This is a genomic window from Rhizobium sp. GCM10022189 (assembly GCF_042656325.1).
In the GTDB taxonomy this organism is placed as follows: Bacteria; Pseudomonadota; Alphaproteobacteria; order Rhizobiales; family Rhizobiaceae; genus Rhizobium.
In genome coordinates this window covers 13,511-33,862 of sequence record NZ_JBHSOR010000049.1, presented here as the reverse complement: position 1 = coordinate 33,862, position 20,352 = coordinate 13,511, and the positions used below count along the sequence as shown (strand labels likewise).

Annotated in this window: 23 protein-coding genes and 1 pseudogene; 6 read left to right on the top strand and 18 right to left on the bottom strand. The window is 65.8% G+C overall.

All coding sequences use genetic code 11. The features are described from left to right. Positions 1–145 precede the first annotated feature (145 nt). Complete coding sequence (locus tag ACFPWW_RS21180; RefSeq protein WP_377313139.1) at positions 146–1,066, bottom strand: AraC family transcriptional regulator; 921 nt, start codon at positions 1,064–1,066, stop codon at positions 146–148. A 101-nt stretch (positions 1,067–1,167) separates the two neighbouring features. Between ACFPWW_RS21180 and ACFPWW_RS21175 the strand changes: the two genes are divergently transcribed. Further along, complete coding sequence (locus ACFPWW_RS21175; protein ID WP_377313138.1) at positions 1,168–2,145, top strand: SDR family NAD(P)-dependent oxidoreductase; 978 nt, start codon at positions 1,168–1,170, stop codon at positions 2,143–2,145. On the opposite strand, the gene ACFPWW_RS21170 is transcribed toward ACFPWW_RS21175, so the two are convergent. Beyond that, positions 2,118–3,740, bottom strand: a complete 1,623-nt coding sequence (locus ACFPWW_RS21170; protein ID WP_112705417.1) for an ABC-F family ATP-binding cassette domain-containing protein — start codon at positions 3,738–3,740, stop codon at positions 2,118–2,120. The two genes, ACFPWW_RS21175 and ACFPWW_RS21170, sit on opposite strands and share 28 nt — an antisense overlap. Positions 3,741–3,906: 166 nt before the next feature. Between ACFPWW_RS21170 and ACFPWW_RS21165 the strand changes: the two genes are divergently transcribed. The 3 genes and pseudogenes from ACFPWW_RS21165 to ACFPWW_RS21155 all read left to right on the top strand — a co-directional run bounded on the left by ACFPWW_RS21165 (position 3,907) and on the right by ACFPWW_RS21155 (position 5,153). Further along, on the top strand, positions 3,907–4,347 hold the full coding sequence (locus ACFPWW_RS21165; protein ID WP_113500515.1) for a DUF1801 domain-containing protein: 441 nt from the start codon (positions 3,907–3,909) through the stop codon (positions 4,345–4,347). An 11-nt stretch (positions 4,348–4,358) separates the two neighbouring features. After that, on the top strand, positions 4,359–4,772 hold the full coding sequence (locus ACFPWW_RS21160; RefSeq protein ID WP_377313137.1) for a DUF1801 domain-containing protein: 414 nt from the start codon (positions 4,359–4,361) through the stop codon (positions 4,770–4,772). 7 nt (positions 4,773–4,779) lie between these two features. Next, positions 4,780–5,153, top strand: a pseudogene (locus ACFPWW_RS21155) (VOC family protein). A gap of 4 nt (positions 5,154–5,157) precedes the next feature. On the opposite strand, the gene ACFPWW_RS21150 reads toward ACFPWW_RS21155, so the two are convergent. The 4 genes from ACFPWW_RS21150 to ACFPWW_RS21135 are packed head-to-tail and all read right to left on the bottom strand — an operon-like array spanning position 5,158 to position 8,187. After that, positions 5,158–5,928 carry an SDR family oxidoreductase gene (locus ACFPWW_RS21150; RefSeq protein WP_377313136.1) on the bottom strand — a complete coding sequence of 257 codons (771 nt, stop codon included), beginning with the start codon at positions 5,926–5,928 and terminating at the stop codon, positions 5,158–5,160. A 25-nt stretch (positions 5,929–5,953) separates the two neighbouring features. Then, a complete protein-coding gene (locus ACFPWW_RS21145) occupies positions 5,954–6,793 on the bottom strand; it encodes an alpha/beta fold hydrolase (RefSeq protein WP_377313817.1) in 840 nt (279 codons plus the stop codon). Positions 6,794–6,848: 55 nt separating this feature from the next. Further along, the gene (locus ACFPWW_RS21140; RefSeq protein ID WP_377313135.1) at positions 6,849–7,451 is read right to left on the bottom strand and encodes a TMEM175 family protein; all 603 of its coding nucleotides are present in this window, start codon (positions 7,449–7,451) and stop codon (positions 6,849–6,851) included. 25 nt (positions 7,452–7,476) lie between these two features. Next, a complete protein-coding gene (locus ACFPWW_RS21135) occupies positions 7,477–8,187 on the bottom strand; it encodes an alpha/beta fold hydrolase (protein WP_112757904.1) in 711 nt (236 codons plus the stop codon). A 160-nt stretch (positions 8,188–8,347) separates the two neighbouring features. Here ACFPWW_RS21135 and ACFPWW_RS21130 point away from each other — a divergent pair, with 160 nt between their 5' ends. Next, entirely contained in the window at positions 8,348–8,968 is a 621-nt protein-coding gene (locus ACFPWW_RS21130) for a CGNR zinc finger domain-containing protein (protein ID WP_112757903.1), read from the top strand. On the opposite strand, the gene ACFPWW_RS21125 is transcribed toward ACFPWW_RS21130, so the two are convergent. The 4 genes from ACFPWW_RS21125 to ACFPWW_RS21110 form a co-directional block, all read right to left on the bottom strand. Beyond that, positions 8,955–9,416, bottom strand: a complete 462-nt coding sequence (locus ACFPWW_RS21125) for an SRPBCC domain-containing protein (protein ID WP_112568714.1) — start codon at positions 9,414–9,416, stop codon at positions 8,955–8,957. The genes ACFPWW_RS21130 and ACFPWW_RS21125 overlap by 14 nt on opposite strands. Further along, positions 9,416–9,760, bottom strand: coding sequence for an ArsR/SmtB family transcription factor (locus ACFPWW_RS21120; RefSeq protein ID WP_112568716.1), 345 nt, complete (start codon positions 9,758–9,760; stop codon positions 9,416–9,418). The genes ACFPWW_RS21125 and ACFPWW_RS21120 overlap by 1 nt, the downstream gene beginning before the upstream one ends. Beyond that, positions 9,760–10,443 carry a glutathione S-transferase family protein gene (locus ACFPWW_RS21115; protein ID WP_377313134.1) on the bottom strand — a complete coding sequence of 228 codons (684 nt, stop codon included), beginning with the start codon at positions 10,441–10,443 and terminating at the stop codon, positions 9,760–9,762. Before ACFPWW_RS21115 ends, ACFPWW_RS21120 begins: the two co-directional genes overlap by 1 nt. 106 nt (positions 10,444–10,549) lie before the next feature. Then, positions 10,550–11,413 (bottom strand): DMT family transporter, encoded by an 864-nt coding sequence (locus ACFPWW_RS21110; protein WP_377313133.1) that lies wholly within the window; start codon positions 11,411–11,413, stop codon positions 10,550–10,552. Positions 11,414–11,501: 88 nt separating this feature from the next. On the opposite strand from ACFPWW_RS21110, the gene ACFPWW_RS21105 reads away from it, so the two are divergent. Next, positions 11,502–12,941, top strand: a complete 1,440-nt coding sequence (locus tag ACFPWW_RS21105; protein ID WP_377313132.1) for a PLP-dependent aminotransferase family protein — start codon at positions 11,502–11,504, stop codon at positions 12,939–12,941. Here the strand turns inward: ACFPWW_RS21105 and ACFPWW_RS21100 are convergent. The 8 genes from ACFPWW_RS21100 to ACFPWW_RS21065 are packed head-to-tail and all read right to left on the bottom strand — an operon-like array spanning position 12,919 to position 20,337. Then, a complete protein-coding gene (locus ACFPWW_RS21100; protein ID WP_112756491.1) occupies positions 12,919–13,776 on the bottom strand; it encodes a Pnap_2097 family protein in 858 nt (285 codons plus the stop codon). The two genes, ACFPWW_RS21105 and ACFPWW_RS21100, sit on opposite strands and share 23 nt — an antisense overlap. Before the next feature lie 2 nt (positions 13,777–13,778). Continuing rightward, positions 13,779–15,050: an MSMEG_0569 family flavin-dependent oxidoreductase gene (locus ACFPWW_RS21095; protein WP_112756488.1), complete on the bottom strand. Its 1,272-nt coding sequence runs from the start codon at positions 15,048–15,050 to the stop codon at positions 13,779–13,781. A 14-nt stretch (positions 15,051–15,064) separates the two neighbouring features. Further along, positions 15,065–15,352, bottom strand: a complete 288-nt coding sequence (locus ACFPWW_RS21090) for an MSMEG_0570 family nitrogen starvation response protein (RefSeq protein ID WP_112568728.1) — start codon at positions 15,350–15,352, stop codon at positions 15,065–15,067. Continuing rightward, a complete protein-coding gene (locus ACFPWW_RS21085) occupies positions 15,345–16,739 on the bottom strand; it encodes an MSMEG_0565 family glycosyltransferase (RefSeq protein ID WP_112756486.1) in 1,395 nt (464 codons plus the stop codon). The genes ACFPWW_RS21090 and ACFPWW_RS21085 overlap by 8 nt, the downstream gene beginning before the upstream one ends. After that, the gene (locus ACFPWW_RS21080; RefSeq protein ID WP_112756484.1) at positions 16,736–17,713 is read right to left on the bottom strand and encodes a sll0787 family AIR synthase-like protein; all 978 of its coding nucleotides are present in this window, start codon (positions 17,711–17,713) and stop codon (positions 16,736–16,738) included. The genes ACFPWW_RS21085 and ACFPWW_RS21080 overlap by 4 nt, the downstream gene beginning before the upstream one ends. After that, positions 17,713–18,255 carry an MSMEG_0567/Sll0786 family nitrogen starvation N-acetyltransferase gene (locus ACFPWW_RS21075; RefSeq protein ID WP_112568734.1) on the bottom strand — a complete coding sequence of 181 codons (543 nt, stop codon included), beginning with the start codon at positions 18,253–18,255 and terminating at the stop codon, positions 17,713–17,715. The genes ACFPWW_RS21080 and ACFPWW_RS21075 overlap by 1 nt, the downstream gene beginning before the upstream one ends. After that, a complete protein-coding gene (locus ACFPWW_RS21070; protein ID WP_377313131.1) occupies positions 18,252–19,370 on the bottom strand; it encodes an MSMEG_0568 family radical SAM protein in 1,119 nt (372 codons plus the stop codon). The genes ACFPWW_RS21075 and ACFPWW_RS21070 overlap by 4 nt, the downstream gene beginning before the upstream one ends. Beyond that, entirely contained in the window at positions 19,297–20,337 is a 1,041-nt protein-coding gene (locus ACFPWW_RS21065) for a Nit6803 family nitrilase (protein WP_377313130.1), read from the bottom strand. The genes ACFPWW_RS21070 and ACFPWW_RS21065 overlap by 74 nt, the downstream gene beginning before the upstream one ends. Between the last annotated feature and the right edge of the window lie 15 nt (positions 20,338–20,352).

Here is a 20,352-nt window from a genome sequence, read left to right as displayed (position 1 = left end):
GTTTCATCCTCGTAAGGCGCGGCGCGGAGGCCGAGAATGCTGCCCAGAACGATGCGAGGGCCGGCAGGGGCCGCCGGACGCATACCATTCCCTCTATAGGTATGAAACGACATGCGATCCTGCAAGACCCGCCGGCTGCGGTCTTTTACCCCGGCCTGCGGCCGTATTGCCGCGGCGAGCGCGCCATCACCCGCTTGAAGGCGGTGCTGAAGGCGCTTTCGGATTCATAGCCGAGCGAAAGCGCGATCTTACCGATCGGCTCGCTGCCGTTGGCCAGCCGCTCGCCCGCCAGCCTCATCCGCCAGCGGGTCAGGTAATCCATCGGCGCGGCGCCCACCTTCTGCTTGAAGCGCTCGGCAAAGGAGGAGCGCGACATGCCGGTCATGGCGGCCAGCTGCTGCAGCGTCCAGCGCCGCGCGGGTTCGGCATGCATGGCGCCGATCGCCATGCCGATCTGCCGGTCGGCAAGCGCAAACAGCCAGCCCGTGCCTTCCGTATCGGGCGCCGCAAGATAGAGCCTGAGGATCTGCGCCAGCATGATATGGGCCAGATGCTCGGTCATCAGGAAACCGCCCGGATGCCGGCCGCGCAATTCCCGCGCCATCTGGTCGATGGCAAAACGCAGCACCGAGGCCTGGTCGGTACGCGCGCTGACAGGGACGACCGGCGGCAATATGCCGAGCAGCAGGTCGGCGCCGGCGCCGGAAAAGCCGAAGCGGCTGCCGACGAGGAAGAAGGCGCCGCCGCCGTTGCAGGTCGCCACCCCGTCCTTGGCATGGGCATAGATGTCGTCGGCCGGGATCGCCGGCAGGCCGCGGTCGCTCGCCATCCGGAAAGGCCGGCTCTGCGTCAGGAGGAAACAATCGCCCTCTTCGAGCCTGACAGGCTCGGCCCCGTCCACCTCCAGCCAGCAGCCGCCGGAAAGAACGGCGTTGAACTTGATGCCCTGCGGCGGCGGAAAATCGATCGCCCAGTCGCGGCCGGCATCGAGCCCGAGCGAGACGTAGCTTTTCGGCTTCAGCAGCGCCAGCACATCGGAGAGCGGGTCAACCGAAGGGGAGTTCATGGCAAAATCCGGACGATCGCAAACATATCATGGACTTTAACGCATGGATCGTATGGGCGCCACCGCCTTACCCTGCGGCCGGAAGCAGAAAGGAGACTTTTATGGAAAAGGCGCAACACCCGATCGGTTCCGGCTTCGGCCCCCGCTCGACGGCCGACGACGTGCTTGAAGGCATCGATCTTGCAGGCCGGCTGGCCATCGTCACCGGCGGTCATTCCGGCCTCGGGCTGGAAACGACGAAAGCCTTGTCGCGGGCCGGCGCCCATGTGCTCGTCGGCGCGCGCCAGCCGGAAGCGGCGGCCAGGGCACTCTCCGATATCGCCAATATCGAGGTCGACAGGCTCGATCTCGCCGATCTCGACAGCGTGCGGCAGTTCGCCGGGCGCTTCGTCGCCTCCGGCCGCAAGGCCGATATGGTCATCAACAGCGCCGGCATCATGGCCTGCCCGCAAACGCCGGTCGGGCCGGGCTGGGAGGCGCAGCTCGCCACCAACCATCTCGGCCATTTCGCTCTCGTCAACCGCCTCTGGCCGGCAATGGCGCCGGGAGCCCGCGTCGTCTCCGTTTCCTCGGCCGCCCATGGCATCACGCCGATCCGCTGGGACGATATCCACTTCGCCAACGGCTACGACCGCTGGCAGGCCTACGGGCAGGCAAAGACCGCAAACGCACTTTTCGCCGTGCATCTCGACCGCTTGGGCCGCGATGCCGGCGTGCGCGCCTTCTCGCTGCATCCCGGCAAGATCCTGACGCCGCTGCAGCGGCATCTGGAGAAGGCGGATATGGTCGCCGCCGGCTGGATCGACGCCGACGGCAATCTCGCCGACCCGACGTTCAAGACGCCGGAGCAGGGCGCCGCCACCCAGGTCTGGGCCGCCACCTCGCCGCAGCTTGCAGGGCTCGGCGGCCTCTACTGCGCCGATTGCGATATCGCCACTGTCTCCGAAGACGGCGCGGAAACCAGCGTGCGCGCCTATGCCGTCGATCCCGGCGAGGCGGCCCGCCTCTGGGCGCTCTCGGCGGAACTGACCGGCGTGGATACCTTCAGCCGTTATGCGTGGATGCCGGGCGCCTCGTAGCCGGTGCGCTCGACATATTCGGTATAACCGCCGCCATACTGGTGGATGCCGTCGGGTGTCAGTTCCAGCACGCGGTTGGAGAGGGCCGCCAGGAAATGCCGGTCGTGCGAGACGAAGAGCATCGTGCCCTCGAAATCGGCGAGCGCCTTGATGAGCATTTCCTTGGTGTCGAGGTCGAGGTGGTTGGTCGGCTCGTCGAGCACGAGGAAGTTCGGCGGGTCGAACAGCATCTTGGCCATGACGAGGCGGGCCTTTTCGCCGCCCGAAAGCACGCGGCAGCGCTTGTCCACGTCGTCGCCCGAAAAGCCGAAGCAGCCGGCCAGCGCCCTCAGCGGCGCCTGTCCGGCCAGCGGGAAGGAATCCTCCAGCCATTCCAGCACGGTGCGCTCGCCGTCGAGCAGGTCCATGGCGTGCTGGGCGAAATAGCCGAGCTTGACGCTGGCGCCGATCGTCACCGTGCCGGCATCCGGCTCGGCCGTGCCCGTCACCAGTTTCAGCAGCGTCGATTTGCCCGCACCGTTGACGCCCATGATGCACCAGCGCTCCTTGCGGCGGACCATGAAATCCAGCCCCTCATAGATCGTGCGGCTGCCGTATTTCTTGTGCACGTTCTTGAGGTTGACGACGTCTTCGCCCGAACGCGGTGCCGGCTGGAATTCGAAGGCCACCGTCTGGCGGCGCTTCGGCGGCTCCACGCGCTCGATCTTTTCCAGCTTCTTGACGCGGCTCTGCACCTGCGAGGCATGGCTGGCGCGCGCCTTGAAACGCTCGATGAACTTGATCTCCTTGGCCAGCATCGCCTGCTGGCGCTCGAACTGCGCCTGCTGCTGCTTCTCGTTCTGCGCCCGCTGCTGCTCGTAGAAGCCGTAATCGCCGGAATAGCTGTTCAGCGAGCCGGCATCGATCTCGATGATCTTGGTGACGATGCGGTTCATGAACTCGCGGTCGTGCGAGGTCATCAGCAGCGCGCCCTCGTAGGTCTTGAGGAACTCCTCCAGCCAGATCAGGCTTTCGAGATCCAGATGGTTGCTCGGTTCGTCGAGCAGCATCACGTCCGGGCGCATCAGCAGAATGCGGGCGAGCGCCACGCGCATCTTCCAGCCGCCCGAAAGCGCGCCGACATCGCCGTCCATCATTTCCTGGCTGAAGCTGAGGCCCGCCAGAACCTCGCGCGCCCGGCCTTCCAGCGCATAGCCGTCCAGCTCCTCGTAGCGCGCCTGCACTTCGCCGTAACGCTCGATGATCGCGTCCATCTCGTCCATGCGCTCGGGATCGGACATGGCCGCTTCCAGCTCGCGCAGCTCGGCGGCGACGATACTGACGGGGCCGGCACCTTCCATCACCTCGGCAACGGCGCTGCGGCCGGACATTTCGCCGACATCCTGGTTGAAATAGCCGATGGTCACATGTTTTTCGACCGAAACCTGGCCCTCGTCCGGCAGTTCCTCGCCGTTGATCATGCGGAAAAGCGTCGTCTTGCCGGCGCCGTTCGGGCCGACGAGGCCGATCTTTTCGCCGCGGTTGAGGGCGGCGGTGGCTTCGATGAAGAGGATGCGGTGGCTGTTCTGCTTGCTGATATTTTCGATACGGATCATGTCTGACGTGAAAGCTCGGGAGAATTTTGGCGCCCTTATGCCACGGGTTTTCGCCCGTGTCGCAGGTTTTCCGCGTCATGAAGCTGTGATCTTTGCAGCCTGTGTCCATTCTGCACGACTGGAAATCGAGGCGTCCTTCCTTATTATCCCGCAAAGGGAGGCGCTCATGACCGACAAGACACCCGGCAGGCCCGCAAGACCGGCGCAACCGAAGCTTCTGTCCGGCGGCAATCCGCAGATCGCCAAGGGTTTTGGCGACGGCCCGGTGCAGGCCTATATCGCCGCCATGCCCGGCTGGAAAAGCGAGGTCGGCCGCCGCCTCGACGCGCTGATCATGCGCACCGTCCCCGAAGCGGAGAAGGCCGTCAAATGGAACTCGCCGCTCTACGGCATGAAGGGCGACGGCTGGTTCCTGTCCATCCATTGCTTCGACAGATACGTCAAGCTGGCCTTCTTCCGCGGCGCTGCCCTGCAGCCGGTGCCGCCGGAAGAATCCCGGACGGCGCAGACGCGTTACGTCCATATCCACGAGAACGACCCGATCGACGAGGCGCAGCTTGCCGACTGGGTCAAGCAGGCAAGCCTGCTGCCAGGCGAGAAAATGTAAGGAGAGTGACGATGAAGAAAGCGGCGACGACGAAAAAGGAAACGGAACTCAGGCAGGCCCCGCCTTCCGACCTGATCGACGCCAGGATCGCGGAACTCGGCGACTGGCGCGGCGAAACGCTCGCCCGCGTGCGCGCCGTCATCCGGCAGGCCGACCCGGAGGTGGAGGAGACGTGGAAATGGCGCGGCGTCCCGGTCTGGGAACATGCCGGCATCATCTGCACCGGCGAAACCTACAAGGCCGTCGTCAAGCTCACCTTCGCCAGGGGCGCCTCGCTGGACGATCCCGCCGGCCTGTTCAACGCCAGCCTCGAAGGCAATACGCGCCGCGCAATCGATATTCGCGAAGGAGAGGCGATCGACGAGGCGGCGCTGAAGGCGCTGGTGCAGGCGGCCGTGGCGCTGAACACGGCGCGCAGGTCGTGAGAAACCGATGGGCCGGCTGAAGGAAATCGTCATCGATTGCGACCACCCCGCGCGCGTTGCCCGCTTCTGGGCCGAAGCACTCGACGGTTATGCGCTGCTGCCCTACGACGATGACGAAATCGCCCGCCTTGCGGCACTCGGGCTGACGCCGGAAACCGACCCGGTCGTGCTGGTCGAAGGGCCGGGAACGCGCCTCTGCTTCCATCTTCGCCGCGGCGAGCGCCCGGCCCGCAACCGCGTGCATCTGGACATCGCCGCCGCGACCGGGAAAGGGAGGTCGCGCGCCTGATATCCCTGGGCGCGGCCTTCGTGCGGGAGGCGTCCGGCTACACCGTGCTGAACGATCCGGAAGGCAACAATTTCTGCGTCACCTCCGGTTAGGCCGTCAGACGGATTTCACTTCGCCGCCATCCATGCGCAAGGTCGCGCCCGTCATCCAGTGCGCGCCCGGCGAGACGAGGAAGGCCATCAGCTCGGCGATCTCTTCCGGCTCGCCGTAGCGGGCAATGCCGGCCTCCTTCGGAAACCGCGCCGTCGCCTCTGCCACGGTCATGCCGTGCAGCGGCGCCCAGTGCTCCAGATAGCTGCGGCGGCGTCCGGTCATGACCGGGCCGGGCAGCACGCTGTTGACCTGCACGCCGTCCTCGATGCCGCGATCGGAAAAGGCCTTGGCGAGCGCCGATATCGCCGCGTTGATCGTGCCGACCGCCGCATAGGCCGCCTTCGGAAAGACGGCCGAATTGCCCGACATCAGCACGACGGAGCCCTTTGCCTGTTTGAGCGCCGGCCATGCGGCGACGGTCAGCCGCCGCGCGCCGTGCAGCTTCAGCGCCATGCCGTCCTCCCATTGCCGGTCCGTCATCTCGAACAGGTCGATCTGCGGCACGGCGCCGGCAATGTTGAGCAGCGCGTCGATGCGCCCGAAAGCGGCAAGCGCCCTGTCCACGACGGCTTGTGCTGCCGCCGGCTCGGCAAGATCGGCATCGACGACGAGCGTCCTGGCGCCTGCGGCCTCGGCTTCCCTCGCGGTTTCGGCAAGATTGGCCTTGTTGCGGGCAACGAGCACGAGCCCGGAAAAATCCCTCGCAAGGCGGATGGCGGTTGCCTGGCCGATGCCCTGGCTGGCACCGGTAACGACAGCGATCCTGTCGGACATGGTATCTCTCCTGTTTGCTTCCGTTTCAGCCGAGGAAATCGCGGATCGCTGCCGCAATCTCGCCGGCATGGGTTTCGAGCGCGAAATGGCCGGTGTCGAAGAACTTGATGACGGCATCGGGAATATCGCGGGCAAAGGCCTGCGCCCCCGGCGGCAGGAAGAAGGGATCGTTCTTGCCCCAGACGGCGAGGAAGCGCGGCCTGTAGGTGCGGAAATAATCCTGGAAGGCCGGGTAGAGCGCCACGTTGCTCTTGTAGTCGCCCATCAGGTCGAGCTGCACCGCTTCGGCGCCCGGACGCGACAGGTAGAAATTGTCGAGCGAATAGCCGTCGGGCGAGACCCGGTCCGGATCGGCAACGCCGTGCGTATATTGCCAGGCCGTCGTCTCCGGCCGCAGGAACGCCTTCAGCGCGTTGCGGTTTTCTTCCGTCGCATTCTGCCAATAGGCCTGGATCGGGTTCCAGCCCTCGCTCAGGCCCTCCTCATAGGCATTGCCGTTCTGCGAAATGATCGCCGTGATGCGCTCGGGATGTTTCACCGCCAGCCGCAGGCCGGTCGGCGCGCCGTAGTCGAAGACATAGACGGCGTAGCGGTCGAAGCCGACGATCTCGGTGAAGCGGTCGATCGTCTGCGCAATGCTGTCGAAACTGTTCGTCACCGGATCGTCCGACTGGCCGAAGCCCGGCAGGTCGGGGGCGATGATGTGGTAGCGGTCGGCCAGCAGCGGGATGAGGTCGCGGAACATATGGCCCGACGTCGGGAAGCCGTGCAGCAGCAGCAGTTTCGGGGCGCCCTTTGTGCCGGCCTCGCGATAGGCGATCTTCAGGCCGTCGACGGCGGTGGTGCGGTAGCGGATATCGGTCATCGTCATGTTTCCTTCTGTTGACATGGTTGGCAATTTCAGAGGCCGGGACGGGGCCTCAGCGGCCGCCGCCCTGCCGTTCGCGCCGCCTGAACGCTTCGGGCCGCAGGTAGAGCAGGAGGGCCGAGCAGATCAGCGCGAAACCGAGAAGCGGCAGCAGAGGGGCGGCGAGCCCCGCGACGGCAAAGGTCGTGAGCCCCAGCCAGGTGCGCCGGCGGGCAAGCCTGCGCGCCTCCTCCGGCACGTCGCCGGCATCGGCATGGGCAAGGATTTCCCGCTCGAACAGCAGGTAGGCGATGTTGACCAGCACGAAGACCGCGGCATAGGCGGCCACCGGAACCGGCGAAAGGTTCGTGCGCGCCATCCAGGCCGTCGTGAACGGCAGCAGCGAGACCAGGAACAGGTGCGCGAAATTGATCCAGATGAGCTGCGGCGAGGCATAACGCACCAGCCGCAGCAGGTGATGGTGGTTGACCCAGATGATCGCGATGAACAGATAGCTCAGGCCATAGCTGAACAGGGTCTGCCACAGCGCCAGGATGGCGCCGAGCGTGGCCTCCTCCGGCGCTTTCAGTTCCAGCGCCATGAGCGTGATGACGACGGCGATCATGCCGTCCGAAAATGCGCCGACGCGTTCCGTCGTAACCTTGTGCTCGCGCATCTGCTTCTCTCCTCGAAAGCTGGATTCAGGCAGCGGCCGCGGCTGCCGCCGCTTCGCGCAGGACCTGCAGCACCGGCTGCGGCGCCGTCACCATCGGCGTATGGTCCACCGGGAAGGGCCGCTGCGCCGCCCCCATGCGCCCGGCCATGAAGCGCTGGTTGGCCGCCGCGATCATCCGGTCGTCTTGCGCCACCAGGAACCAGGACGGGCGATCCTTCCAGAGCGGCCGACCGACCGGCACCGTGATGCAGGCCGGCGAGATCGGCCGCTGCACGGCGGCAAGCACCGCCAGTTCGTCCGCCGCCGCATTCTGCGCATAGGCCGTGGCAAAGGCTTGGCGCGGATAGTGGATCAGGCCGTTGCCGTCCGGCGCCAGCTGCGGCGCGCGCGCATCCGGCTCGCCGCGATAGAAGACGTCGGCCACCGTCTCTCCCTCGTCGGGGGCAAGGGCTGCGACATAGACCAGCGCCTTCACATTGTCGTTGCGCACCCCGCCGATAACCGCTCCGGCATAGGCGTGGCCGGCAAGGACGACCGGCCCGGCCAGCCGCGAAAGCGCCTGGTCGAGCGCTTTCACGTCGTCGCCATAGGAGGTCAGCGGCAGCGGTGCTGCGGTCACGGAAAAACCTTCGGCGGCAAGCGGTGCGATAATCTTGGCCCAGCCCGATCCATCGGCCCAGGCGCCGTGGACGAGCACGATATTCATGGTCTGCTGATCTTTCGGCTGCGACGGCATCGGTTTTCTCCTCTTTCGATGCGTAACCGTTTAAAGCGATGTAGAATGGTTACGCCAAGATGGTGTAACTTGTCAACAGCCTTTTGATCGGTTACATATGAGTCACGATTTGAAGCGGACTGCCAAAGCTCGTCTGGCGGCAGTCGGAATAGGACCTGTGATGGACAAGCACTCTCCCGCCCTGTTTCTGGGCGACGCGCTGGCGCTCGATTTCCTGAATTCGGTGGCAACCCCGGTCGACACCCCGGTCGATTGGATCGAGGACGGGCAGGGCCTGTTGCGCTGGCTGGAACAGGCGGGGCTGGTCTCGCGCGAAACCCTCGAAAGCCTGCAGGCCCAGGCATTGCCGGGAGAGCTCGACAAGGTCGCCGATCAGGCGCGGAACCTGCGCGAGTGGTTCCGCGCTTTCGTGCGCGCGCACAAGGGAAAGCCGCTGAAGCCGGAAGCGCTGGCCGAGCTCGAGCCCTTAAACCGCCTGCTCGAACGCGACGAGGGGTTCGGCCGCGTCGTCACGCGCCGGACGGAGGCGGGCGAGATCTTCGATTTTCAGCCGATGCGCAAATGGCGCTCGCCGGAAGCCCTGCTGCTACCGGTCGGCGAAGCGATCGGCCGCTTCGTCTGCACCGAGGATTTTTCCAATGTGAAGGCCTGCGAAGGGCCTGTCTGCACGCTGCTCTTTGCCGACCATACCCGTGGCCATCGCCGGCGCTGGTGCAGCATGGCCATGTGCGGCAACCGCGCCAAGCAGGCCGCGCACCGCGACCGGGTCAGGCAGGCGTAACCCTCATTTCCTCGGCAAGCCGGTCGAAGCCGATGCCGGTGCCGCTTTCCCTGATATCGCCGTCGCTCGCCTCGCCGAACACGGCCTGTTCGGTGTAGGTCATCCGCGTCGTGGCGCCGCGCCCGGTAAATTCCACCGTCACCAGCGAGGAGGAGATGTTCCTGCCCGCCGTCAGCATCGTATAGGCATAGACGATGCGCTCTCGCGGATGGATTTCGAGAAAATAGGCGCGCATCGCCTGTTCGGTTCCGTCGGGCATGCGCCATGTCAAACGCTCGCCGCCGCCCGCCTCGAAACTGAACTGGTCCTCCGTCACCTGCCAGTCGTCATGGCAGGCGGTCCAGCGCCGTTTCAGCCGGTGGTCCGACCAGAAGCGGAAGGCATGCGCCACGCTGCCGGGCAGGTCGCGCTCGATGACGAAAGTGCGGTGATTGACGCTGACACCCATCAGTGATCCCTCTCTTCGGGAGTTTCTGCCATCAGAAGCGCGAGCCGGTCGAAGGCGGCGTGCATCTCGGCCTGGCGCTGCTCGATCCAGCGGTTGATGGCGCCGAAAGCCTGCTCCTGCATGCGATAGGTGCGCACGCGCCCCACCTTTTGCGAAACGACGATGCCGCTTTCCTCCAGGATGCGCAGGTGTTTCAGCACCGCCGGCAGGCCGACATCGGCCGGTTCCGCCAGTTCCGTGACGGAGGCCGGCCCCCTGGCAAGCTGCTCCACGAAGCCGCGCCGATAGGGATCGGCAAGCGCCTGGAACATGCGGTCGAATTCGGCTGACGCCGGTTCTGCCATCAGAATGCCTCGAGATAACGCGCCGGCATCGCCTCCCGGTAGGGAAACATCGAAAAATAGGGCCGGGCTTCGGCCAGCACGCGTTTGACGGAAGCCCGTTGCAGCAGGCGCTCCAGATAGGCGGAAAGCGCCGGCCGCCCCGCCTCGAACGGATGCACGATGGAGGCAAAGAACAGGCCCGGCAGGGCCGCGCAATCGGCCATGGTGAACGTGTCGCCCGTCGCCCAGGGCCGCCCCTTCATCTGCGCCTCGATCATCCCGGAGGCCTGGTCCAGCATCGCGTGCGCTTCGCCGACCCCGTGCGGATCATGCGCGCCGGCCGGCCGGATCCTGTCGGTGACGATCTTCTGCATCGGCGCGCTGACATGGAGATCGTAGAACCGGTCCCACAGCCGCACCTGCAGCAGCGCCTCGGGATCCTCGGGCAGCAGCCGCACCGGCCCCGGATAGCGGGCCTGCAGATATTCGATGATGATGCTCGTTTCCGGTATCGTGCGCCCGTTCGCCTCGTCCTGCAGGATCGGGATCTTGCCGACCGGCCATTTGTCGAAGAGGGCCGCCGCCGAACCCGCATCGGCAAAATCGACGATCCGGCTGTCGAAATCCGTACCGTTTTCGTAAAGCGCGATCAGCACCTTGTGGCAGAAGGAGGCGAGCGGATGCAGGTAAAGGGTCAGCGTCATGGAGCACCTATGGTTTCCAATTGTGGAAACTATATCTCCGATCCTGCTATCCCGCAAGATGCTTTCCAGATCTGGAAAGTTTTATGGCGATGTGCCCAGGCCGCGCCTATTTCGCAAACCTGCGCGCCCCGGCCACGCAGAGAATGACGGCGACCGTCACCGCCAGCATGGACGGGCTCACCGTTTCGCGCAGCAGTGTCGCGGCCAGCGCCAGGCCGAAAAAGGGCTGCAAGAGCTGCAGCTGGCCGACGGCGGCGATGCCGCCCTGCGCCAGGCCGCGATACCAGAAGACGAAGCCGATCAGCATGCTGAAGAGCGAGACATAGGCAAGGCCCAGCATGGCCGGCGCCTGGATATCGGCAAAGGACGGCGGCCGCCAGGCGATGGCGGCAACCAGCATGACCGGCAGCGAAACGACCAGCGCCCAGGAAATCACCTGCCAGCCGCCGAGCCGGCGCGACAGTCGCGCGCCCTCGGCATAACCGAGCCCGCAGACGATGACGGCGGCCAGCATCAGCGCATCGCCGACGGGCGAGGCGGTCAGCCCCTGCGCCAGCGCAAAGCCCGCCACCAGCGCGCTGCCGAGCAGCGAAAACAGCCAGAAGGCCGGTTTCGGCCGCTCGCCGCCGCGCATGACGCCGAAGATCGCGGTTGCCAGCGGCAGCAGGCCGATGAAGACGATCGAATGCGCCGAGGTCACATGCTGCAGCGCCAGCGCCGTCAGCAGCGGAAAGCCGACGACGACGCCGAGCGCCACGACGACGAGCGAGACGAGATCCTGCCGCGACGGCCGCTTCTCGCGGAAGAGGAGCAGCAGGCAGAGCGCCAGCACGCCGGCGATCGCCGCGCGCGCCACCGTCAGGAAAACCGGGTCGAGCTGCATGACGGCGACACGCGTGGCCGGCAGCGAGCCGCTGAAGATCAGCACGCCGATAAAACCATTGATCCATCCGGTCGCGGTGCGATCCATGCGGGCACTCCTCTTGTTCGTCCCGTGTTTATCCGTTGTTCGCACTGGCGCTGCCAGCCACAGTTCGGTACAGTTTGCGCAAACTGTTATGGTGAGGGGACCAGTACGGATGGACGAGCAGCGACAGGCAAACACCCGCGTCGGCATGGTCATGGCCACCATCCGCCAGCGCATCGCCGCCCGCAGCCTGACCCCCGGCGCCAGGCTGCCCTCGATCCGCGGCCTGTCGGCAAGCTTGAAAGTTTCGGCCTCCACCGTGGTCGATGCCTATGAGCGGCTGGTGGCCGAAGGCGCGATCCTCTCGCGCCCCGGCTCCGGCTTTTATGTCGCCAGCCACGCGGCACCGCTTTCGCTTGCCGATATCGGCCCGAAGCTCGACCGCGCCGTCGATCCCTTCTGGGTGTCGCGGCAATCGCTGGAGGCGGACGAAAGCGACCTCAAGCCCGGCTGCGGCTGGCTGCCGCCGGCATGGCTGCCGCAAGAGGCGATCCGCCGGGCGCTGCGCTCGCTGTCGCGCGCCGATGCCGCAAGCCTTTCCGATTACGGCGCCCCTCTCGGCCTCAAGCCCCTGCGCCAGCTGATCGCGCGCCGCATGGCCGAGCGCGGCATCGAAGCTTCGCCGGATCAGGTCATGCTCACCGAATCCGGCACGCAGGCGATCGATTTCCTCTGCCGTTTCCTCATCGAGCCCGGCGATACCGTGCTGGTGGACGATCCCTGCTATTTCAATTTCCATGCGCTGCTGAGAGCCCACCGCGCCAGCGTCGTCAGCGTTCCCTATACGCCCGCAGGACCCGATATCGAGCTCTTCGCCGCAGCGCTTGCCGAGCACCGGCCGCGCCTCTACATCACCAACTCCGCCATCCACAATCCGACCGGCGCCACGCTCTCGCCGGTCACGGCCCACCGGCTCCTGAAGCTTGCCGAACAGCACGGCCTCACCATCATCGAGGACGATATTTTCGCCGATCTGGAACTGACGCCGGCCCCGCGCCTTGCCGCCTTCGACGGGCTCGACCGCGTCATCCATATCGGCAGCTTTTCCAAGACCCTCTCGGCCGCCGCCCGCTGCGGCTTCATCGCCGCGCGGCCGGAATGGATCGAAGGCCTGATCGACCTCAAGATCGCCACCTCCTTCGGCGGCGCCCGGCTCTCCGCCGAACTGGTGCTCGGCGTGCTCAGCGACGGCAGCTACCGCAAACATGCCGACGGCCTGCGCAGCCGTCTCGCCAGGGCGATGTTCGAGGTCACGACGCGGCTGAAGACCCTGGGCATCCGCCCCTGGCTGGAGCCGCAGGCCGGCATGTTCCTCTGGTGCCATCTGCCGGATGGCCTGGATGCGGCAGCCGTGGCGCGCGCCGCACTCGCCCGCAATGTCGTGCTGGCACCCGGCAACGCCTTCAGCCTCTCGCAATCGGCCACCGGCTTCATGCGCTTCAACGTTTCCCAGACGCTGGACAACAGGGTGTTTGACGTGCTGCGCGATGCGCTGAGGCAGGCGTCGATCAGCCAGCCCGCCACTCCATGAAGGCCTTGCCGATCACCTTGCCATCTTGTTCCCGCCGCAGCCTGCAGAAGGCGTGCAGCCGGTCGGGGGATAGTCCCATCAATTCCACCCGCACGGCTTCGCCAACCCGGATGTTACCGGAAAAGAAGATCTCCCGCCGGGACACGTGCGAAAGCTCCGGAAACCATCGCCCAAAGGCGCGATCGGTGAGCGCCTGGAATTCGGCGAAGTAGAACAGCCCGGCCCCGTTAAATTCCTGCGATACATCCGGCTCGAAGCGGAAGCCGCGTAGTGCCTTGACCGGATTGGCCGGCAGGCCGAAATGCGTCTCCAGCGTGCCGGCACGCAACGCCGCCGCCGTCGCTGCCAGTCTATTGTCCTCGTCGGCGGCCGCCATGCCGGGCAGGGGAACGCGGGCGATCGAATAATTGTCGCCCTCCCGCATGCGGCAGACGAAGGTGGAGATCAGCTCGACCTCGCCGATCAGGCCGCCATGCACGAAAAGCCGGTGACGGGTGGAAACCTGCGTGCGCGAGACCGGCGAAAGCACCGAACGGATCGTCAGCACGTCGTTGGCGCGAACTGTGCCGAAATTCGCCTGCTCCAGCGAGGTCGCGCAGATCGCCGCATAGGCCTCGCCGCCATCGGGTGTGCGGAAATCGGCATTCTCCATGCCGAGATGGCGCGCGAGCATCAGCCAATGGCGATGCCCGAGTTCCTTCATCGCCCAGGTCTCCGAAAGGCCCGCGGGCGTCAGGTGCGGCATGCCGATGAGCATGTGCGGCGCAAGCGCCTGTTCCATCAGTTCGCGCGCGGACGGAGCAGGCGGATGAAAATCGAGGATCGCGACATTCATGTTCAAGCGCTGGCCGCCTGTTTCAGGAGAGGACGGGCGGCCTCGAGATGGCCGGCAAGGTGGTTCACCACATGCTCGGCATCCTTGCCGACGGCAAGGAAACGGCCGGAACCCCAGGTCCAGAGCCAGGGCAGGCCGAGCACATAGACGCCGTCGATGCCCGTCACGCCGCGCCGCTGCACCGGATAGCCGGTGCCGTCGAAGATCGGCAGGCCGACATAGGACCAGTCGGGCGAAAAGCCGGTCGCCCAGATGACGGAGGTGACACCTTCCGCCTTGAGATCAAGCTCGGTCGGCTCGCCCTGCGGCTCCCAGAGCGGCGTATAGACGCTGGCCGGCGGCGCATCGATGCCCTTTTCGGCGATATGCCGGTCGATCAGCGCGTTGATGCCGTTATAGACCCGGTCGGCATTGTCGAGATTGGCTTTCAGGTTCGGCTCGAACAGCATGCGCCCGCCCGAGACGCCCTCCATGCGGCCATAGAGCGCCATGCCCTCCAGCGCGAATTTGCGCAGGTCGATATCGCGTCCGCCGTCGCGGCCGGTGAGGTAGTGGTTGGTATCGTGTTTCTTCTTGGTCATGCCGTCATGCTCGACGGTAATGTCGTACTGGCCGACATCGGCGAGCCAGTCGACCACATCGCGGCCGCGGTAGAAGCGGGCGCAGCGCGGCGCGTTGCCCGTCACCATATGCACCTTGCGGCCGGCCAGATGCAGGTCCTCGGCGATCTGGCAGCCGGACTGGCCGGAGCCGACGACGACGACCGCACCGTCAGGCAGCTGGCCGGGATTGCGGTAATCGGCCGTGTGGATCTGCAGGATATCGTCCGGCAGGCGCTCGGCGGCGCGCGGGATCGCCGGCGCGCTGTAGAGGCTGGTGGCGATGATGACGCTGTCGGCGGTCAGCGCCCCCGCCGAGGTCGACAGCCGGAAGAGATCGCCGGCCTTTTCCAGCGAGGTGACCGTCGAGCCTTCCAGCACGGGCGCGTTCACTTTCTTCACGAAGCGGTCGACATAGGCGATGATCTCGTCCTTGACCATGAAACCATGCGGATCATCGCCGTCATAGGGGTGGTCCGGCAGCTGGCATTGCCAGTTCGGCGTCACCAGGCAGAAGGCGTCCCAGCGCTCGTTCTTCCATTTATGCGCCACGGTCTTCTTCTCGAAGACGACATGGTCGATGCCGTGTTTCTGGAGATAGTGGCTGGCCGAAAGCCCGGCCTGACCGCCGCCGATGACGACGGCGCTGTAATGCGGCTTGAGGGAAAAGGTCATGGGTCGGGTTCCTTTCAGAGAATGAAGCTTTCGCAGCGCACGCGGGCATCGGCATCGGCAAGAAACAGGCTGCCCGCCTCCTCGATGCGGGCAAGCTGGCCGCGGGCGAGCGAGCAGGGATAGCCGTATTTCGCCTCCACCCGGTCGCTGGCGATGGTCAGCGCCTTGCGGCTGCGGTCGAGAAAATCGCGGATCGGATAGGTCTGGCCCTCCTCGAAGAAATCGCGGATGACGAGCGAGGGCGAATAACAGGTCTCCTCGCGGCCATCCGGCCAGGCGATGACGAAACGCATTTCAGGCATGGGCAGGCTCCTTCAATGTCTCGTAGGCTTGGAGATGGGCGGCAGCCGTGCGCTGCCAGCTGTGGCGGGCGGCAAGGTCGAGCCCGCGCGGGATAAGCCCCGCACGCACCGGCGGCATGAGCGAGATCGCCATGGCCTCCGCGATCGAGCCGGCATTCTGCGGATCGCACCAGACGACGTCGTCGGCGCCGAGATATTCGGTGAAAGGCGCAATCGAGGAGACGACGACGGGCACGCCGCTCGCCATCGCCTCCAGCACGACGAGGCCGAAACCCTCCTTGACCGAGGCGAAGACCAGCGTATCGGCCAGCCGGTAAAGTGCGGGCATGTCCGCGTCGGCAACGGTGCCGAGGATATGGACGGCCGCCGCATGTTCACCGAGCGAGGCAAGCACGGCGCGGAATTCGCCCTGATAGCCGCGATGATCGAGCAGCGAAGCACCGCCGGCGATGACGAATTGCGCGTCCGGGCGGATCGCGCGCACTTGGCCGAAGGCTTCGAGCATGGCGATCGTATTCTTGCGCGCCTCGATGCCGCCGACGGCGAGGAAAACAGGGCCATCGCGCAGGCCGAGCTTGCCGCGCAGCGCGCCGGCATCCACGGCGGGCGAGAAACGCCCGGTATCGACGCCGTTGCCGACGACGGTGGAGTCGATGCCGCGCCTTTCCTTGAGCGTCTTGCGCCACATCGAGCTGACGGTGAAGAACAGGTCGGCCCGGTCGATGGAACGGTCCTGCAGCTGCATCAGCCTGGGATCGGCGAACTGGTCGATGTGGTGCACGGTGCGGACGAAGCGCGGGATCAACCCGCGCTCCTTCAGGGTTGCCAGCGCATTGCCGGAAATGCCGTCATGGGCGTGGAAAATATCGAAGTCGCGGGCGGCGGGGGTCTCGAAATAGCGGACATAATCGGCGATCCGCTGCTCGACCATGGCTGTCATCTCGGATGTTGCGACTTCAGTCCTCACGCTGCTGGTTGTGGCAGAGGCAGTGCCACCTGCTCCCCCTTCTCCCCCGCGGGGGTCCGAAGGACGGGTTGAGACCAGTGACTCAACCCCGGTCGATGCTCGCAGGGCAGATGAGGGGGCGGAGCGAAGCGACGCCTCGAGCGGCAGGCGAGAGGCAGACTCTATGTCCGCGGCCCCCTCATCCGACCCTTCGGGCCACCTTCTCCCCGCTGGGGAGAAGGGAGAAACGGCCGCAACCGGCACACACACAGCACCACAGGCCGGCTTGCGAAAGAAACCCGCCCCCTTGGCATCCGGCGCATGCAGAACCACCTCATGGCCGAGACCAGCAAGCGCCTCGGAAAGCTGCATGGCATGCACCACGCCGCCGCGCGGGTTGGTGGAGTGGGAGAGCATGGCGATGCGCAGCGGCCGGCTCATGCGGCATCCTCCCGCCGGCCAAGCTGCAGCAGCGGCGTCTCGGCATGATCGCGGATCACGACACGGTCGGCGCCATCCGTTATCGCCACTTCGCTGCCGGCTTTGACGGTGCCGATCGCGGCCGCGCTGATGTTGCGCTTGGCAAAACGCAGGATCACCGCATCGGCCTTTTCGGGCGCGGTGGAAATCAGGTAGCCGAAGCTTGGGAAGGTCGCGAGCCAGCGCTCCAGCGCCACGCCATCCGGCAGCGGGATTGCCGGAACATCGATATCGATGCCGACCCCGGAACATTCCGCGAGCATGATCGCCGTGCCGACAATGCCGCCCTGGCTGATATCCTTGGCGGCGAGCGCCAGTCCGGCCTCCGCAATCTCGGGCAGGATCTCCAGATCGCCGCGCAGCCGGGCGGGCGGCGCATCGGTTGCCGCTTCCCAGTTGCTGAACGGTTCGCGGTAGCGGCCGCGATGGTCGATCGCGCCAATCAGCACATCGCCGGGCTTCGCATCGAAACTCGTCAGCAGCTTTTTCGCCCTGCCGAGAATGGCGACCGAGAGCTGGCCGCGATCGCTGCGGATATTGGTATGGCCGCCGACAACAGGCACGCCGAAGGTGCTGGCCGCCGCCCGCATGCCTTCGAGCACGGGGGCCGCACCCGCCTCGCCATTCGCCCAGACGGCATCGACGACGGCGAGAGGGCGGCCGCCCATGGCGGCGACATCGGAAATATTGACCATCACCCCGCACCAGCCGGCAAACCAGGGATCGGCCGCGACGAATTCGTTGATGAAGCCCTCGATGGCAAAGAGCAGGTAGCCGTCGCCGTCGGGCAGGGCCGCGCAATCGTCACCCACCGCCACCGGCTGGCCGGCAAGGCCGAGGCTTGCGGCAACCGTGCCGATATCCGCCTTGGCGGCGATGCCGGAGGAGGCCGAAAGTTTGGCGGCGAGCGCCCTGATGTCGATCCTGTCGCCCATCACGCCGCCTTCTTCGCAAGCGCCACCAGCCCGGTTTCCGGCGTCGGGCAGGGCGGATACCAGGCAAGATCGGCCTTCATCCTCAGATGCGGCTTGCCGTAGACCTCGAATTCCTCGATCACCTCCCAGTGCAGCCGGCGGAAGAGCAGCCCGTTCTGCACCTGCACATTGGCAAGAAACGTGTGGCAGCCCATCGCATTGGCCGAGGAGACGGCAAGCCGGATCAGCGTGGCACCCAGCGCGCCGATCTTGCGGAAATCCTCATGCACGGCGAGCCGCGAACCCCACCAGAGGCCGGGCTCCTCCTGATGGATGCGCACGGTGCCGACCACCCGGTCGGCCGCAACGCCCATCATCGACAGCGCCACGATCGGGATGGCGTGATCGTCGGTCGCATCGCGGTCGTCGCTCTCGAAAATCCTCTGCTCCTCGCAGAAGACGGCGCGGCGCAGCGCATGCGCTTCCTGCCGCTCCCAGTCGGAGGTGGAAAACTTCACCTGGAATTCGCTGGCGCGATAGGGCGGGAAGGGTTCCAGCATCATTTGCTCAGCATCCTTTCATAGGAGGAAAGGGCAGAGCAGGCGCCGCACTTGCCGCAGCCGGCCTTGATATCGACGGCCTTCAAGCCGCTGTCGACCAGCATTTTCGAGAGCGGGCCGAGGATCGAATGCATGAAATCAGGCTTCGGCGCCGGATGGCTTTCGAGCGGCGTTCCCGAAATCGGCACGAAGGGCACGACGAAGGGATAGACGCCTGTTACAACCAGCTTTTCGCAGATATCGAGGATCGCCTCGCGCGTGTCGCCAAGGCCGGCGAGGATATAGGTCGAGACCTGGCCGCGTCCGAACACCTCGACGGCGGCCTTGAAGGAAGCCATGTATTTCGAGATCGGCACCTGCGCCTTGCCGGGCATGATGCGTTCGCGCAGCTCCGGCGTGACGACTTCCAGATGCATGCCGAGCGCATCGACGCCGGCTTCCTTCATGACCGAGAACCAGATGTCGTCTTCCGGCGGCTCGCACTGCGCCTGGATCGGCAGGTTGACGGCGGCCTTGATGGCGCGGGCGCTGTCGGCAAGGATGGAAGCGCCGCGATCCGGCCCCTTCGGCGTGCCTGTCGTCATCACCATATGCTTGACGCCATCGAGCTCGACGGCGGCCTTGGCGACTTCCGCCAGCTGCTGTGGCGTCTTGTGGGCGACGGTGCGGCCGGCCGCCAGCGACTGGCCGATGGCGCAGAACTGACAGGTCTTGGTGCGGCTCTGGTAGCGGATGCAGGTCTGCAGCACCGTGGTCGCCAGCACGTCGCGCCCGTGCAGCACGGCAATCTGCGAATAGGGGATGCCATCGGCGGTAGACCGCTCGTAGAAGCGCGGGCGCAGCGGGAAGGAGACTTCGCCGAGCACGCGCCCGTCGCGGCTGATGCGGCTCTTGCCGGCCTCGTCGGGCTTTTCCACCAGATAGGGGCTTTCGAAGGCCGGCGCGGTATGGACCGGCACCATCACCGTCATGCCGTCGATGGTCAGCGCCTTGTGGTCGGACGGGCCGGCGCCGCCGCGGCGGCTCTCGTGCCCGGCCTTGGGATCAACCAGCCTGGCTCCGAAGGACTGCAATTCGTTGATCAGCGTCTCGGTCGGCAGAAACGTCGTGTTTTCCATCGCTTTTGGTCCCTATGTCTGTTTCAAAGGAATGTGCGGAGCCGACCATCGGCTGGGTGGCGCGGCCGTCCATGACGAGATGCAGCAGTTCCGGGCGGGCATAGTGGCCGACCGAATCCATCATCCGCTTGCGCTTGGTGATCAGGCTCATGTCGAGATCGGCGATCAGGATGCCTTCGCCCTCGGTGATCGGCGGAGCGAGATGCTTGCCCTCGGGCGAGATGATGGCGGTCATGCAGCCGCCGCGCAGCGCCTTCTGCAGGCCCTGGTCGGGCGTGATGGAGGCGATCTGCTCGTCGCTCAGCCAGCCGGTGGCGTTGACGACGAAGCAGCCGCTTTCCAGCGCATGATGGCGGATCGTCACCTCCATCTGCTCGGCAAAGATCGGCCCGACCATCGAGCCCGGAAACTGGGCGATGTGGATTTCCTCGTGCTGGGCCATCAGCGCATAGCGGGCGAGCGGATTGTAATGTTCCCAGCAGGCCAGCGCGCCGAGCCGCCCGATGCGGCTGTCGACCACCGAAAGCCCGGAGCCGTCGCCCTGGCCCCAGATCATCCGCTCATGATAGGTCGGCGTGATCTTGCGGCGCTTGAGAATGAGGCGACCGTCGGCATCGAAGAGCAGCTGGGTATTGTAGAGCGAGCCGTGATCGCGCTCGTTGACGCCGAGCGCCACGACGATGCCGTGCTCGCGGGCCGCCGCTGCGACCGCATCGGTGGCCGCGCTCGGAACGGTGACAGCCTCTTCATAAAGGCGCAGATGCTCGCGGCCGGAGAGAACCGGCGGCAGCACGAAGGAGAAATAGGGATACCAGGGAACGAAGGTCTCCGGAAAGACGACGATCTCGGCACCCTTGGCAGCCGCCTCGGTTATTGTCTCCAGCACGCGCGCCAGCGTCTTTTCGCGCGAGGTCAGGTCCGGCGCGATCTGCGCGGCGGCGGCCCGGACGGTCATTTTCTTTTCCATGGCGAAATCCTTCTT

What these genes read in the sequence shown, in the direction of transcription:
- ACFPWW_RS21110 (WP_377313133.1), bottom strand. Translation starts at nt 11,413, where the DNA reads ATGGATCGCACCGCGACCGGATGGATCAATGGTTTTATCGGCGTGCTG.
- ACFPWW_RS21120 (WP_112568716.1), bottom strand. Translation starts at nt 9,760, where the DNA reads ATGGCAGAACCGGCGTCAGCCGAATTCGACCGCATGTTCCAGGCGCTT.
- ACFPWW_RS21085 (WP_112756486.1), bottom strand. Translation starts at nt 16,739, where the DNA reads ATGAGCCGGCCGCTGCGCATCGCCATGCTCTCCCACTCCACCAACCCG.
- ACFPWW_RS21150 (WP_377313136.1), bottom strand. Translation starts at nt 5,928, where the DNA reads ATGTCCGACAGGATCGCTGTCGTTACCGGTGCCAGCCAGGGCATCGGC.
- ACFPWW_RS21115 (WP_377313134.1), bottom strand. Translation starts at nt 10,443, where the DNA reads ATGACGCTGACCCTTTACCTGCATCCGCTCGCCTCCTTCTGCCACAAG.
- ACFPWW_RS21090 (WP_112568728.1), bottom strand. Translation starts at nt 15,352, where the DNA reads ATGCCTGAAATGCGTTTCGTCATCGCCTGGCCGGATGGCCGCGAGGAG.
- ACFPWW_RS21100 (WP_112756491.1), bottom strand. Translation starts at nt 13,776, where the DNA reads ATGAATGTCGCGATCCTCGATTTTCATCCGCCTGCTCCGTCCGCGCGC.
- ACFPWW_RS21080 (WP_112756484.1), bottom strand. Translation starts at nt 17,713, where the DNA reads ATGGGCGACAGGATCGACATCAGGGCGCTCGCCGCCAAACTTTCGGCC.
- ACFPWW_RS21105 (WP_377313132.1), top strand. Translation starts at nt 11,502, where the DNA reads ATGGTGAGGGGACCAGTACGGATGGACGAGCAGCGACAGGCAAACACC.
- ACFPWW_RS21145 (WP_377313817.1), bottom strand. Translation starts at nt 6,793, where the DNA reads ATGACCGATATCCGCTACCGCACCACCGCCGTCGACGGCCTGAAGATC.
- ACFPWW_RS21135 (WP_112757904.1), bottom strand. Translation starts at nt 8,187, where the DNA reads ATGCCGTCGCAGCCGAAAGATCAGCAGACCATGAATATCGTGCTCGTC.
- ACFPWW_RS21160 (WP_377313137.1), top strand. Translation starts at nt 4,359, where the DNA reads ATGAAGAAAGCGGCGACGACGAAAAAGGAAACGGAACTCAGGCAGGCC.
- ACFPWW_RS21075 (WP_112568734.1), bottom strand. Translation starts at nt 18,255, where the DNA reads ATGATGCTGGAACCCTTCCCGCCCTATCGCGCCAGCGAATTCCAGGTG.
- ACFPWW_RS21170 (WP_112705417.1), bottom strand. Translation starts at nt 3,740, where the DNA reads ATGATCCGTATCGAAAATATCAGCAAGCAGAACAGCCACCGCATCCTC.
- ACFPWW_RS21175 (WP_377313138.1), top strand. Translation starts at nt 1,168, where the DNA reads ATGGAAAAGGCGCAACACCCGATCGGTTCCGGCTTCGGCCCCCGCTCG.
- ACFPWW_RS21070 (WP_377313131.1), bottom strand. Translation starts at nt 19,370, where the DNA reads ATGGAAAACACGACGTTTCTGCCGACCGAGACGCTGATCAACGAATTG.
- ACFPWW_RS21125 (WP_112568714.1), bottom strand. Translation starts at nt 9,416, where the DNA reads ATGGGTGTCAGCGTCAATCACCGCACTTTCGTCATCGAGCGCGACCTG.
- ACFPWW_RS21180 (WP_377313139.1), bottom strand. Translation starts at nt 1,066, where the DNA reads ATGAACTCCCCTTCGGTTGACCCGCTCTCCGATGTGCTGGCGCTGCTG.
- ACFPWW_RS21095 (WP_112756488.1), bottom strand. Translation starts at nt 15,050, where the DNA reads ATGACCTTTTCCCTCAAGCCGCATTACAGCGCCGTCGTCATCGGCGGC.
- ACFPWW_RS21065 (WP_377313130.1), bottom strand. Translation starts at nt 20,337, where the DNA reads ATGGAAAAGAAAATGACCGTCCGGGCCGCCGCCGCGCAGATCGCGCCG.
- ACFPWW_RS21130 (WP_112757903.1), top strand. Translation starts at nt 8,348, where the DNA reads ATGGACAAGCACTCTCCCGCCCTGTTTCTGGGCGACGCGCTGGCGCTC.
- ACFPWW_RS21140 (WP_377313135.1), bottom strand. Translation starts at nt 7,451, where the DNA reads ATGCGCGAGCACAAGGTTACGACGGAACGCGTCGGCGCATTTTCGGAC.
- ACFPWW_RS21165 (WP_113500515.1), top strand. Translation starts at nt 3,907, where the DNA reads ATGACCGACAAGACACCCGGCAGGCCCGCAAGACCGGCGCAACCGAAG.